9 protein-coding genes are annotated in these 13287 nt (G+C 73.7%); 7 read left to right on the top strand and 2 right to left on the bottom strand.

Going from position 1 to position 13287, the window contains the following annotated elements; all coding sequences use genetic code 11:
* Nucleotide 1 precedes the first annotated feature (1 nt).
* Nucleotides 2-703, top strand: a complete 702-nt coding sequence (locus ACFY0F_RS27520) for a ribonuclease HII (RefSeq protein WP_388799654.1) — start codon at nt 2-4, stop codon at nt 701-703.
* Between the two features lie 68 nt (nt 704-771).
* The gene (locus ACFY0F_RS27515; RefSeq protein WP_388799652.1) at nt 772-1398 is read left to right on the top strand and encodes a hypothetical protein; all 627 of its coding nucleotides are present in this window, start codon (nt 772-774) and stop codon (nt 1396-1398) included.
* 361 nt (nt 1399-1759) lie between these two features.
* Here the strand turns inward: ACFY0F_RS27515 and ACFY0F_RS27510 are convergent, their stop codons facing one another.
* Nucleotides 1760-2380: a hypothetical protein gene (locus ACFY0F_RS27510; protein WP_388799649.1), complete on the bottom strand. Its 621-nt coding sequence runs from the start codon at nt 2378-2380 to the stop codon at nt 1760-1762.
* A 227-nt stretch (nt 2381-2607) separates the two neighbouring features.
* Nucleotides 2608-4773, bottom strand: a complete 2166-nt coding sequence (locus ACFY0F_RS27505; protein ID WP_388799646.1) for a RecQ family ATP-dependent DNA helicase — start codon at nt 4771-4773, stop codon at nt 2608-2610.
* 134 nt (nt 4774-4907) lie between these two features.
* Between ACFY0F_RS27505 and ACFY0F_RS27500 the strand changes: the two genes are divergently transcribed.
* The 5 genes from ACFY0F_RS27500 to ACFY0F_RS27480 all read left to right on the top strand — a co-directional run bounded on the left by ACFY0F_RS27500 (nt 4908) and on the right by ACFY0F_RS27480 (nt 13048).
* Nucleotides 4908-6401, top strand: coding sequence for a DUF4192 domain-containing protein (locus tag ACFY0F_RS27500; RefSeq protein ID WP_388799644.1), 1494 nt, complete (start codon nt 4908-4910; stop codon nt 6399-6401).
* 370 nt (nt 6402-6771) lie between these two features.
* Nucleotides 6772-8865, top strand: a complete 2094-nt coding sequence (locus ACFY0F_RS27495; protein WP_388799641.1) for a glycogen debranching N-terminal domain-containing protein — start codon at nt 6772-6774, stop codon at nt 8863-8865.
* A 47-nt stretch (nt 8866-8912) separates the two neighbouring features.
* Complete coding sequence (locus ACFY0F_RS27490; protein ID WP_388799638.1) at nt 8913-9671, top strand: NUDIX domain-containing protein; 759 nt, start codon at nt 8913-8915, stop codon at nt 9669-9671.
* A gap of 71 nt (nt 9672-9742) precedes the next feature.
* On the top strand, nt 9743-11998 hold the full coding sequence (locus tag ACFY0F_RS27485; protein ID WP_388799635.1) for an ATP-binding cassette domain-containing protein: 2256 nt from the start codon (nt 9743-9745) through the stop codon (nt 11996-11998).
* Between the two features lie 162 nt (nt 11999-12160).
* The gene (locus ACFY0F_RS27480; RefSeq protein WP_388799632.1) at nt 12161-13048 is read left to right on the top strand and encodes a FadR/GntR family transcriptional regulator; all 888 of its coding nucleotides are present in this window, start codon (nt 12161-12163) and stop codon (nt 13046-13048) included.
* Nucleotides 13049-13287: the final 239 nt, after the last annotated feature.

Below are 13287 nucleotides of genomic sequence, written 5' to 3'. Positions count from 1 at the left end.
CATGCCGTACGAACCACCAACTCACACCGTCGAGCGCTCACTCCGCGCCACGACCGGAGCCAAGGTCATTGCCGGTGTCGACGAGGTGGGCCGCGGCGCGTGGGCCGGACCTGTGACCGTCTGCGCGGCGATCACCGGCCTTCGCCGCCCGCCCGTGGGCCTCACCGACTCCAAGCTGCTGACCGTCAAGCGGCGCACGGAACTCGCCGAGGCGCTGCGGCAGTGGGTGACGTCCTACTCCCTGGGGCACGCCTCGCCGCAGGAGATCGACGATCTGGGGATGACGGCCGCGCTGCGGCTCGCCGCGGTCCGTGCCCTGGAGGGCCTGCCCGTCCGTCCCGAAGCCGTGATCCTCGACGGGAAGCACGACTATCTCGGCATGCCCTGGACGGTGCGCACCGTGATCAAGGGTGACCGGTCGTGCGTGGCGGTGGCGGCGGCGTCGGTGATCGCCAAGGTTCAGCGCGACAAAATGATGGCCGAACTGGGTATCGACCATGCAGACTTCGGTTTTGCGGACAACGCCGGGTATCCGTCACCCGTGCACAAGGCCGCGCTGGCGGAGCGGGGCCCCACCCCGTACCACCGGTTGTCATGGGCGTATCTTGATGCGCTGCCCCAGTGGCGGCACCTCAAGAAGGCCCGCAGCTGGGCGGATGGAAGCGTTCCGGAGATCGAGGGCCAGCTCGGCTTCGATTTCTGACGGTTCCGCTCGCACTGATGTACCACCCGGTCATGCGAGCCGCACCAACGTTTGATAAATAACAGCTCATGCCTCTCATTCCCGAGGAGCCTCAGATTCACGAGAGTGCCCAGGGTCCCCGCGCCACTCCGGCCAGTGGCCGTACCGCGCCGACCCCCCGTCCCGTACCCGGCCCCCGCCCCGCGGCACCGTCGCGTCCCGGTCGTCCCGGCCCTCTCCGGCCCGCGCCCCCGATGCAACGCACGCCGCGTGACACGGCCACTGCCAAGCCGGGCCCGGCGGGCCCGGCCGCTGCCGCCACCGCGACCCCACAGATCCAGCTGATCCCCGCCTCCGCCGACGGCGCCCTCGACGCCGCCGAGGAAGCGGTGGACCTGCTCCTGGAATCGGGTCGTGCCCCTGGTGACGTGCTGGTGATCACCACCGGCGAACCGCACCCGTGGGCCGCCCACGAGCTGTCCTTCGGTGAAGCCTCCTACTGGGCGCAGCACGATGCGGGCGACGACGTCTTCTACACCGACGCCGTCGCGGTCTCCCGCGCCGCCTCCCGCCCTGTCGTCGTCGTCGCCGTCAACGGCGGTTCCGACGCCGATGCCGCCAAGGCCCTTCCGCTCGCCCACACGCGGGCGAGTGCCCTGCTGATCGTCTGCGGTGACCCGCAGCAGATCAACTCGGTGCTGGGCGCGGGCGTCTGACCCGCGTCCGGCACCGTCCGGGGTGCCGTGGGCGACAATAGTGCCGCCGCGGCGGCACGTGCCCGGAGCGGGCTTCGGCGTGCCCGTGTGACGGACGGGGACGCGCAGCGCCGGTGGGGCACCTCGGAAACGAGTGGTGGACCCTGCACGGCCGCTCCGCTGGCCGCACCCTTGCGTGCCACGGCGCGGGGCGGCCCCTCGCGCCGGCTTGCCGCGCTGTGCGGCACCTGCGCGCTCGTCGTACGCCGCCCCGGCGACGCACCGGACCAGCGCCTGGCGAAAGCAGGCGCCTGCCGTGCGTCGCAGGGTGCGTAACCGTCTTCCTCGTGCCCGGACTCTTCGTGCCCGCACGGGCCGTTTCTCAGCGGGCCGCCGCCCGGCGCAGAACGTCCGAGACGGCGCCACCGGTGCGGGGCAGCGGGGGCGGGGCGTCCGAAGTGGCGAAGGGCTCCGGCGCCGAGTCCGCGCTCGGGCGGCGTCCACCGCGGCCTTCGCCGAGCACCTGCCAGCCGTCCCGGGTCAGCGTGATGTACGCCCCGCAGCGCAGCCCGTGCAGGGTGCAGGCGTCACGCAGCCCCCACATCCACGCGCCGTCCTCCTCCGTCCAACGCGCGTCGCCCTCACGGCAGTAGAGCAGCACGGCGGTGCGCACCGGGGTGCGGCGGCGCAGGTCGTGCGGAATGACGCGGCGGAGCTGCGCCAGCAGCGCGTTGCGGAACATCCAGCCGTCGGCGGGGGCCGGACGACGGGCGAACGAGGCGCTGGCGCACAGCCGATCGTCCGGGTCCAGGACGGCCACGATCGCGGTGGCCGGCTTGGGCTGATGCCGGGCGTGCAGCCCGCTGACCACCTCACGGGGGTTGCGCAGCAGCGGGATTCCTGCGGCGGCCCATTCCGCGGGCTCGAGCAGGCGGCTGGCGGAAGCGGCGGACGCGGACGTCGACAGTGGTGCCGCCGACGACGGAGCGAATCCGAAGGTCACGTTCCTCCCTTCGGCTACGCGCCCATACGGACGGGCGGGGTCGGGTTTCAGGGGAGCGCGCACCGCAGCAAAGCCCAACCGGATCACGAGCGAGCCGTGCGGGGAGCGGACCTCAATTCTTCCTGTCGAACTTCGATGCGGCAACGAGCAATTGGGGCGACAGACTGTTATCGGGCGGTGCGTGGCTTATATCCCTACCCGCTGGGGCTCCGGTGACACAGGGGAAGTCAGCCTTGGACGGCCAGGACCAGCGGCAACACCCCCTGTGCGCCGGACCTCCTGAGCAGGCGGGACGCGACCGCCAGGGTCCAGCCCGTCTCGGTGTAGTCGTCGACGAGGAGGACGGGGCCCCGGGCCTCGGCAAGGGCCGAGGCGAGCTCCGGAGGGACGGTCAGGGCGCCGTCCAGGGCCTTGAGGCGTTGCGCGCTGTTGCTGCGGGAGGCGCGCGGCACGTCACCGGCGTATTCCACGGAGCCGAGCAGGGGCAGCCGGCCGACCTCCGCGATGCGGGCGCCCAGGGAGTGGATCAGCCGTGGCCGGGTGCGAGAGGCGACGGTGACGACCCCCACCGGGCGGTCCTGCGGGCCGGACGCACCCGGGGCCCAGCCGCCGGGGCCCTTGGCCCAGTCGGTCAGCACGCCCACGACGGCTCGCGCCACGTCGTCCGGCACAGGCGCGTCGGCCGCCCCGGGCGTGAACATCGGCCGCAGCCGGTTGCCCCAGCCGATGTCCGACAGACGTCCCAAGGCCCGCCCGGAGGCGGCCTGTTCCCCGGCGGGGATACGGCCCTTGAGGTCGATGCCGATCGCCGGAAGCCCCGTGGGCCACATACGGCGGGGTTCCACCTCCACACCCGCCCGGCCGAGATCGACACGCGCGGCGTCCAGCGCGGCCGCGGAGGTGTCCGCCGTGAAACGCGCGCCCGCGCAGTTGTCGCAGCGGCCGCAGGGCTTCGCGCCCTCGTCGTCCAGTTGGCGTTGCAGGAACTCCATCCGGCAGCCCGTGCCGGCGGCGTAGTCCCGCATCGCCTGCTGCTCGGCCTTCCGCTGGCGGGCCACCCAGTCGTACCGCTCGGAGTCGTACGTCCACGGTCGGCCGGTGGCGATCCAGCCGCCCTTGACGCGCTTGACCGCGCCGTCCACGTCGAGGACCTTCAGCATCGTCTCCAGCCTGGAGCGGCGCAGTTCCACCAGGGGCTCGAGGGCGGGAAGGGACATCGGGCCGTCGGCGCGGGTGAGCACGTCGAGGGTGCGGCGCACCAGGTCCTCGGAGGGGAAGGCGAGTGAGGCGAAGTACTCCCAGATCGCCTCGTCCTCCTTGCCGGGCAGGAGGAGCACCTCGGCGTGCTCGACGCCGCGGCCCGCGCGGCCGACCTGCTGGTAGTAGGCGATGGGGGAGGAGGGTGAGCCCAGGTGGACGACGAACCCGAGGTCGGGCTTGTCGAAGCCCATGCCTAGCGCCGACGTCGCGACGAGTGCCTTGACCCGGTTGGCGAGCAGGTCGTCCTCGGCCTGCTGCCGGTCGGCGTTCTCCGTCCTGCCGGTGTACGAGGCGACGGCGTGCCCCCGCTGTCGCAGGAAGGCGGTGACCTCCTCGGCGGCGGCCACGGTGAGCGTGTAGACGATCCCGGAGCCCGGCAGGTCGTCGAGGTGGTCGGCGAGCCACGCCATGCGGTGGGCGGCGTCGGGCAGCCCGAGGACGTTCAGGGTGAGGCTCTCCCGGTCCAGCGGGCCGCGCAGCACCAGCGCGTCCGAGGAGTTCCCGGTGCCGAGCTGCTCCGCGACGTCCGCGGTGACGCGTGCGTTGGCCGTGGCGGTGGTGGCCAGCACGGGGACACCCGGCGGGAGGTCGGCGAGCATGGTGCGCAGCCGACGGTAGTCCGGACGGAAGTCGTGGCCCCAGTCGGAGATGCAGTGCGCCTCGTCCACGACGAGGAGGCCGGTCGCGGCGGCCAGTTTGGGCAGGACCTGGTCGCGGAAGTCGGGGTTGTTGAGTCGCTCCGGGCTGACCAGCAGCACGTCGACCTCCCCCGCGGCGATCTCGGCCTGGACGGCGTCCCACTCCTCGGGGTTCGAGGAGTTGATCGTCCGGGCGCGGACACCGGCCCGGGCCGCCGCCTCCACCTGGTTGCGCATCAGCGCCAGCAGCGGCGAGACGATCACGGTGGGACCGCTGCCACGGGCCCGTAGCAAGGAGGTCGCCACGAAGTAGACCGCGGACTTGCCCCATCCCGTGCGCTGCACGACCAGGGCCCGGCGCCGGTCGGCGACCAGTGCCTCGATCGCCCGCCACTGGTCCTCGCGCAGCCGGGCGGCGCCGGTGGCGTCCCCGACGAGGCGGGCGAGGACGGCGTCGGCCTGGGGCCGCAGGTCCGCGTTGTTCGTGTGGTCCATGCGTCCCATACAACAGGACGGCACTGACAGACGGGCCGGCCGAGATGCCCGGAGCGGTATGTGCTTGGCGTGTCCCTGCTCGGACTTATCCACAGGTCGAAGCGGAACTTCGTGATCCGCGAGATCGTCGACGCATGACGAACCACAGTGAAACGACCGGACCCTCCGAAAACGGAGACATCACCGCACCGGGGGCGCTGAACGCAGGCATCGCACACGACGGCCAGGTCACCCTGCGCACCCCCGCCGAGCTGGCCGACGCCCTCCCCTATCTGCTCGGGTACCGCCCCGAGGACAGCATCGTCCTGGTCGCCCTCCACGACCGTGACGGCCGCGGCAGGTTCGGCGGACGGGCCCGGCTCGGCATCCCCGCCGGCCCGGACGACTGGGCCGCGGCCGCCCGGCAGCTGGCCCACGGCCTGGTGACCGGCAGCGAACGCAGAGGTGCCCGCCCGGAGCAGATGGTGGCCTACGTCTGCCAGGAACCCGGAAGGGGCGAGTCGGGCAGCGAGGTCATGGAGCGTCTCCGTCCGCTCGCCCAGCTGCTGCGCACCGAGTGCGGCAGCCTCGACGTACCGGTGATCGAGGCGCTGTGCATCTCCGACGGCCGCTTCTGGTCGTACTGCTGCCCGAACCAGGACTGCTGCCCGGCGGAAGGGGTGCCGATGGGCCTGCCCGGCACCTCCGTGCTGGCGGCCGCGGCCACCTACGCCGGAATCCAGGTACGCGGCACACTGGGCGAGTTGCATGCGAGGCTGCTGCCCTGGCAGACCGGGGCCGCGCTGGAGCAGGAGGTCGTGCTGGACGCCGCGGGCATGTCCCTGGTGCCCCGGATCCTCGACGACGCGACCCGGGCGGACGTGGCGGAGGAAACCCTCGCCCTCGCCGAACGCATCATGTACCGGTTCGCCGCGGCACCTGCCGTGTCCGGCACGCATCAGGCGGACCGCCGCGACGACGAACTGCTCGCTCACGACGAAGCCGCGGCGCTGATCCTCGGCCTGCAGGACCGCACGACCCGCGACCGCGCCGCCGCGTGGATGGAGGGCGACGACGCCGGTCCCGCCCTGCGCCTCTGGCGCGCTCTGGCCCGCCGCTGCGTAGGGCCCTACGGCGAGCACGCCGCCGCACCCCTCACCCTGGCGGGCTGGGTCGCATGGTCCGCGGGCGACGACATCGAGGCCCGCGAGGCCTTGGCCATGGCGCTGGGCGCGGACCCGGACTACCTCTTCGCCCGCCTTCTGCACCAGGCATGCAACGAGGGCCTGGACCCGGAGTCGATCCGCCGCTGTCTGCGCGCGCAGCGCGCCGGACACGGGCGATCGGACGACACGCCCGAGGCCGTCACTGCGGCGGACGTCACCACGGACGGCCGGGGCACACCGCAGTCGGGAGGCCGCCGACGTCACCGCTCCCGTCGGGCAGAGGGCTCCACCCGCTCGCGCCCGGGTGCGGCATCGTCGGAGTCCGAGCGCGCTCGTCCCGCCGCCCCGGGGCGCTCCCGCCCGGGCGTCTCGAAACCGGAGAGCGCGCCCGCGCGAGCGGTGGGGAGGAGCAGGGCCCGAAAGGGCGGTACCGCGCCGGAGTGCACACCCTCCGTGCACAACGGCACGGAAGGGGACGGGTGAACGCGCGCCGGGCAGGGCTGGGAGGCCGGGCAGGACGGGCCGGAGGACTCATCGGGACCTGCTGGAGGTGGCGGTCGTCCGTCGCCGGCGCGGCCGTCGGCCTGCCCCCGGCGTCCGGGTGGGTTCCGGTGGCCTCGCACTCCTGCGCCGGGACGGGCGCGGCGATCCGGGCCGGGTAGCCGCCCTGCGGCCACACCGCCGTTCGGGCGGCTCACCCGGGGGGAGGCGTGACCCGGGGGAGCCGAGTTCCGTTCACCTGAGTGGCGGAACGCCAGGACGGGCCGTGCCGCCGGTCCCTCGTCCGTCCCGAGCCCTCCTCCACCCGGCGCCGGGCACGTCCCCGGTGCAGAGAGCGCAGAAGAAGCCCGCCATGCATCAGCCGCCCCAGCCCGTCCCTGGCGACGGGCGCACCTTCCCGGGCCGGCCCGTGCCGCCCCCACGGGGCGCCGGCCCCGGCCATGCCCCGCCGCGCCGCGATGCCACCGCGCGCGCACAACACCCGGCAGCACGCCGTCCGGCCGACCTGCCGCCCACCCACGACGCCCTGGTCTGCGTCGCCCTGCCCGGCCTCGTCATCTCCACGGAGCGGGGACAGCTGACCGGGCGGGGCCTCGAGGGGTTCTACCGGGCGGGCCGCCGCCTGCTCTCCCGCTGCCAGGTCAGGGTGGCCGGCCGTGAACCGCTGCCGCTGCAGGCCAGGATGACCGAAGCCGGCCGAGCCCGATTCGTGGGCACCCTGCGCTCCTCCCCGGCAGCGGGACCCGATCCGGACGTCGTCGTCGAGCGCCTCCGCGACGCCGACGGCACCGAACGGATCACTCTGCGCAGCTCCGCCCCGCACCCACTGCGCCTGCCGGTCGAGGTCGCCCTGGCGACGGACCTCGCGGACCTGAGGGCCATCGCCTCCGGGAACACCGGTGGCGAACTGCCCGCCGACGTCCACGACTCCGGCCTGCGCTGGACCTGCCCCACCGGCGGCTCGTCGGTCACGGCCCATCCGCCGCCCGCCGACGCGCTGGCCTCCGCCGGACTCCTGCGCTGGGAGCTGGAACTTCCACCGGGCGGTACGGCCACCGTGGAGCTGCGGGTCAGAGCGGACCGAGCAGGGCCGGTCAGAGCCGTGGGACGAGCCGCGGCGAGCCCCCTGGCCCCCGCCCACGCGACGGGTGACGACCGGAGAATCCCCGCACTGCTGCGCACGAGCATCGAGGACCTCAAGGCCCTGCTGCTGCGCGACCCCGCGCAGCCTTCCGACACATGCCTGGCGGCAGGAGTGCCCTGGCGCTGCGGCCCGGCCCCGGCCGAGGCGCTCGCCGCAGCGCGCATGACACTGCCGCTCGGCACCCGGCTCGCCGCGGGCACCCTGCGCATCCTCGCCCGCACCCAGCTCACGGGGCGGGGGCCACGGGCCGGCCTCGTCCCGGGACCGCGTCGGGACGCGGGAGCCCATCTGCCGCCCGGCTGCACGGCCACCGAGGCCACGCTGCTGTTCCCGGTCGTGTTGGCGGAGGCCGGCCGCTGGGGGCTCCCGGAGCGGGATACGGAGGAACTGCTCCCCGTGGCGGAGCGCTGCCTGACGTGGCTGCGCAGCGCCGTGGGAGAGGGCACATACCTCTGCGATCCACAGCCGGGAGGGCCGATACGCTGCGAGACGCAGGCCCATGCGCACCGCGCGGCGCTGCTCGGCGCGGGTCTCCTCGACGGCTGCGGCAGACCGGGCGGCGAGGGGCTGCGCCAGTGGGCGCGGGAACTGCGGACCGCCTTCCGGCGCGACTTCTGGACCGAGGATCGCGGAGGCGGCCGTCCGGTCGCTGCCCGCGGCCCGGACGGCCGCCCCGTCCCGCACCTCGGTGCCGCAGCCGTCCATCTCCTGGACACGGGCCTGCTGGGCGCCGGAGAACTCGCGCCGGGTCTGCTGGACAAGGAGCAGACCGAGCAACTCGCCCGCTTGCTCGGCGGCCCGGCCATGAACTCCGGCTGGGGCCTGCGCGGGCTGGGTGCCAAGGAGGTGGGCCACAATCCCTTCGGCCACCGGACCGGAGCCGTCCGCGTCCACGAGACGGCTCTCGCCGTCGCCGGACTGACCGCGGCGGGCCATGAGAAGGAGGCCGGCGGACTGCTGCGCGGGCTGCTCGACGCGGCCGAGCACTTCGGCCACCGGCTGCCCGAGATGTACGCCGGGGAACAGCGTGCCGAGGGGGGCGCTCCCTTGCCCCACCCGGCCGCCTGCCGTCCGGCGGCCACCGCGGCGGCCTCCACCGTGCTGATCCTCACCGCGCTCACGGGTATCCGCCCCGACGTGCCGGGCCGTACGGTCACCCTGCGCCCCGCGCGCAGCACGCCCCTGGGCGAGATCGGCCTGACCGGACTGCGGGTCGCGGGCGCGCCCTTCTCCACCAGGGTCAGCAGACTCGGCCTGGCCATGGTCGAGGAGGCGGCGGATGGCCTGCAGCTGGGATCCTGACCGCGCAGGGGCGTGTTTATCGTCAGGAAGACGACTATGATCGCGGCATGCCCTACGACCCGTCAGCGTTCCCTCCCTTCGCCGTCACCGTGGACCTGGTCGTGCTGACCGTGCGCCGCCATGCCCTGTGCGCGCTGGCGGTACGCAGGGGCGAGCCGCCGTTCCAGGGGCGCTGGGCGCTGCCCGGCGGCTTCGTACGGGAGGACGAGGACCTGGCACAGGCCGCGGCGCGGGAACTCGCCGAGGAGACCGGGCTGCGCGCCCATGACCCGCACGCCCCCGCCCAGGACCAGGGCGCCCACCTGGAACAGCTGGCGACCTACGGCGACCCCAAGCGCGACCCTCGCATGCGCGTGGTCAGCGTCGCGCACCTGGCGCTCGCCCCCGACCTGCCCCCGCCCCGCGCGGGTGGCGACGCCAGCAACGCGCGCTGGGCGCCCGTCGAGGAGCTGCTGCAGCACGGTGGGTACGGCCGCGACGGCGAGCCGGTGGCACCGCTGGCCTTCGATCACGCCCAGATCCTGGCCGACGGAGTGGAACGGGCCCGCTCGAAGATCGAGTACTCGTCGCTGGCCACCGCTTTCTGCACCCCCGAGTTCACCGTCGGAGAGCTGCGCCGGGTCTACGAAGCGGTCTGGGGCGTCGCGCTCGACCCCCGCAACTTCCATCGCAAGGTCACCGGCACCCCTGGCTTCCTCGTCCCCACCGGTGGCACCACCACCCGCCAGGGAGGCCGCCCCGCCCAGCTCTTCCGGGCCGGCGGCGCCACTTTGCTCAACCCTCCGATGCTGCGTCCCGAGGTCTGAGGCTCCGGCGGCGGGCGACTGCGCCGAAGCGGTACCCGAAAATCTGGACATATCGCGCTATCTTGCTGCGGGTGATCCAGGCCTTCGGACTGACAAGCAACGCCCGCAAGGGGAGCCCGCCCGCCGTCGACGACGTCTCCTTCGAGGCTCGGCCGGGTTGTGTCACCGCGCTTCTGGGCGCTCCGGGCGCGGGCAAGACGACAACGCTCAGACTGATGCTGGAACTTGAGCAGGGGCGCGGGATCACCTACTTCAAAGGGCGGCCCCTGCACCGCGTTCCCCACCCCTCGCGTGAGGTCGGCGTACTCCTGGGTGACGTGCCGGGACACCCGGCACGCACGGTCCGCGGTCACCTGCGCATGCTCTGCGCCGCGGCGGGAGTGCCCGTCCGGCGCGCCGACGAGGTGCTCGAGGCCGTCGGTCTCGTCAGCCTGCGCGAGGAACGCCTGGGTACCCTCTCGGGCGGCATGGACCGTCGGCTCGGCCTGGCCTGCGCCCTGCTGCCCGACCCGCACACGCTCGTGCTGGACGATCCCGCCGCCGGGCTCTCCGCCCGGGAGGGCCGCTGGCTGCACGGCATGCTGAGGGCGCACGCGGCGCAGGGCGGCACGGTCCTGTTCACCACGGCCGAGCCCAAGGAAGCCGCTCGCGACGCCGACCGGGTCGTCACCCTGGAGCGCGGCCGGCTCGTCGCGGACCAGGAGGTCGCGGAGTTCGGCCGCACCCGGCTGCGTCCCCGCGTCGCCGTCCGCAGCCCGCACGCCGCACGTCTGACCGCCGTCCTCGCGAAGGAGGCCCGTACATCGCGGCGCTCCGTCGAGGTCGTGCCGGAGGGCGGCAACCGCCTCTCCGTGTACGGCAGTACGACGGCCGAGGTCGGCGAGATCGCGTTCCGTCACGGCATTCTCGTCCACCAACTCGCGGACGAGACCGGCGACATGGTGCCTGGCGCGGGTGCACGCGTGCCGGACGTGCATGAGTTCGCCGTCGACCGGCTGCCGCCGGAGGGCGGATCCGGCGACGCGGACGAGCCACCGCCGACGGGCCGACGGCGGAACGCCGACGGACAGCCCGTGGTCGGGCAGCCGCGCAAGGGTGGGAGCCCCGGAGCGGGCGACGCGTCCGCGCCGGGGCGCTCGGGAGCCGCCCATGAGGTGCCCGCCGCGGATCGCGCGCAGGCCACTCAGGAACTGACGGCAGCGGACCGGGCCCCGGCCGTCGGCGCGCTGCGGAAGCAGGGCCGGCCACCGGCGGACGGCGACTCGCCCGCCGTCGACACCTCACCGTCGATCCCCGCCCCGTCCGCCGTGGCGATCACCGCTACCGCACCCGCCGCGCACCCGCCACAGCCCTCCGGCGCTCCCACCCTCCAGGCGCACGCGGAGACCTCCGACACGGCAGCGCAGGGCCGCCCGGCCCTCACGGAAGCATGCGACCCGCACGAACGACGCGAGACGGCCGGTGACCGGCCCGCCCTTGGGGGCTCGAGGAATCCCGCCGCGGCTGCCGTTCCCGACGTCCTGTCCGTTCTCCCGCCCCCCATCGCCGTATGTCCCGCCCCCAGCCCCCTGCGCCCGCTGCGCTACGAACTCCACCGCGCCGCAGGCATCGGCACGGGTTTCCTCACCTGCGGAGCCGTGCTCATGGTCTCCGCCCTCACTGCCGTGCTGCTCGCCCGCCTCGGCCACACCCCGCAGGCACGGCTGTTCGCGGCGTGGCCGGCGGAACTTCCCCTGCCGCCAGCGGCGCTCGGCTCGGCACTGCTCGGCGCGCTGGCGTTCGGCGACGAGTTCCGCCATCCCGCCCTGGCCGCCGACCGCGGCACCGTGCCCCGCCGACTGGGTCTGCTCACCGCCAAACTCCTCGTCTCCGGGGTCACGGCGGCGATGCTGGCCTTCCTCACCGTGGGCTGCGACGCCGAAGCGCTCTACGTCGTCTACGGACGGGAGCTCGCGCGGGTTCCGGCCGACTGGCTCTCCCTCGGCGCCGGTTGGTTCGGCCTGGTGGTGGGGTGCGCCTGGGCCGGCGTGCTGGCCGCCGGGGTCTTCCGGTCCACCTCGGCCGGGCTCGCCGCGGTCGTTGCGGTACCGGTCGTGGTCGTGCCCGTCGTGCAGAAGGCGCTCGCGGGGCCGGCTGTGCGCGTCGCGGCGGACTTCCCGCTGCGCATGCACCGGGTCTTCCTGCTGCAATGGCCCTTCGGCGGCGAGCGCTACCTGGTCGCGGCGGCCCGGGTCGTCGCCCAACCCGTCGGCGGAGGACTGGCGTTGTCGCTGGCCGCCCTCCTCTGCGCCTATCTGTTCGTGACCTTCAGGGGAAGAGTCGGGTGACTACTGTCCGTGCACTTCCGAACCCGCCATGCGCACAACTCCCCACAGAAAGCCCATTTCTTTCCGATAAGGCGTCAATTGCGACGGCGTGAGCGATCACCCTTTCGTGTGCTTTTCACCAAAGACCTCAAGGGAGTTGGAGACGACGCCGACAAAGGATCCGTGAGTACCCTTGCGCACACCATGATGACCGCCGCCCGCTCCACCGACTCCGGTCTGTCCGGCCCGGGCGAACTCGACCGCTACCCCTACGCCGAGGCGCCCGCGCCCGACCGCGTCGGAGCGCCCGTCTGGGACGGCGCGGACCACGAACTGGGTCGTGTGGGCCGACGCGCCGCGGGCAGCCGCGGCCGCGGTCTGCACGGCCAGCTCGTGCAACAGCTGGGTCAGATGATCGTCTCGGGGGACCTGGGCGCGGACCGCCCGCTGGTGCCGGAGGAGATCGGCCAGCGCTTCGAGGTCTCCCGCACCGTCGTCCGTGAGTCCCTCCGCGTGCTGGAGGCCAAGGGGCTGGTCAGCGCCCGCCCGAACGTCGGCACGCGGGTGCGCCCCGTCAGCGACTGGAACCTCCTCGACCCGGACATCATCGAGTGGCGGGCCTTCGGGCCGCAGCGCGACGACCAGCGGCGCGAGCTGAGCGAGCTGCGCTGGACGATCGAACCGCTCGCGGCGCGCCTCGCCGCCGGGCACGGCCGCGAGGACGTCCAGCAGCGCCTCTCCGACATGGTCCAGATCATGAGCCACGCCATGGCGCAGGGTGACGCGCTCACCTTCTCGCGGGCCGACGCCGAGTTCCACACGCTGCTCATCCAGATCGCGGGCAACCGCATGCTGGAGCACCTCTCCGGCATCGTGTCGGCGGCCCTGCAGGTCTCCGGGGGGCCGGTCACCGGCTGTGAACGGCCGAACGACGCGTCTCTGGCCCAGCACGCCCGGATCGTCGACGCGCTCGGCACCGGGGACGGCGCGGCGGCCGAGGCGGCCATGCGTCAACTGCTCACCGCCCATCCCGAGGTCGAGCGCGTGGTGCCCGCCCCGCGCGAGCACTGACCCGGGCCTCGGGCGGTGGGGCCGGGGTGTGCCGCGTTCTCGTGGCGTCGCCGGGCCCGGGAACCGTCTGCCGCCGGGCTCGCCGGGTCCTCAGGGAACCCGGCGTGTCCGGCGGGGTGGGTGGAGAGATCATCCAAGGCGTCTTCTGTCCATGTCTGACCATTTTTGACTGCTTACGGGGTGTGACTCGGGCCACGCAGATTGGGCGTAACGCTTGCGGGAACAACGCGATGACCTAA

Source organism: Streptomyces sp. NPDC001544 (genome assembly GCF_042894285.1).
Classification (GTDB): domain Bacteria; phylum Actinomycetota; class Actinomycetes; order Streptomycetales; family Streptomycetaceae; genus Streptomyces.
The sequence above is the reverse complement of the archived record's forward strand: the minus strand, read 5'-3'. Positions and strand labels throughout refer to the sequence as shown.

Coding starts and splice junctions, on each gene's coding strand:
- ACFY0F_RS27520 (WP_388799654.1), top strand. CDS start 2: ATGCCGTACGAACCACCAACTCACACCGTCGAGCGCTCACTCCGCGCC.
- ACFY0F_RS27515 (WP_388799652.1), top strand. CDS start 772: ATGCCTCTCATTCCCGAGGAGCCTCAGATTCACGAGAGTGCCCAGGGT.
- ACFY0F_RS27505 (WP_388799646.1), bottom strand. CDS start 4,773: ATGGACCACACGAACAACGCGGACCTGCGGCCCCAGGCCGACGCCGTC.
- ACFY0F_RS27500 (WP_388799644.1), top strand. CDS start 4,908: ATGACGAACCACAGTGAAACGACCGGACCCTCCGAAAACGGAGACATC.
- ACFY0F_RS27495 (WP_388799641.1), top strand. CDS start 6,772: ATGCATCAGCCGCCCCAGCCCGTCCCTGGCGACGGGCGCACCTTCCCG.
- ACFY0F_RS27490 (WP_388799638.1), top strand. CDS start 8,913: ATGCCCTACGACCCGTCAGCGTTCCCTCCCTTCGCCGTCACCGTGGAC.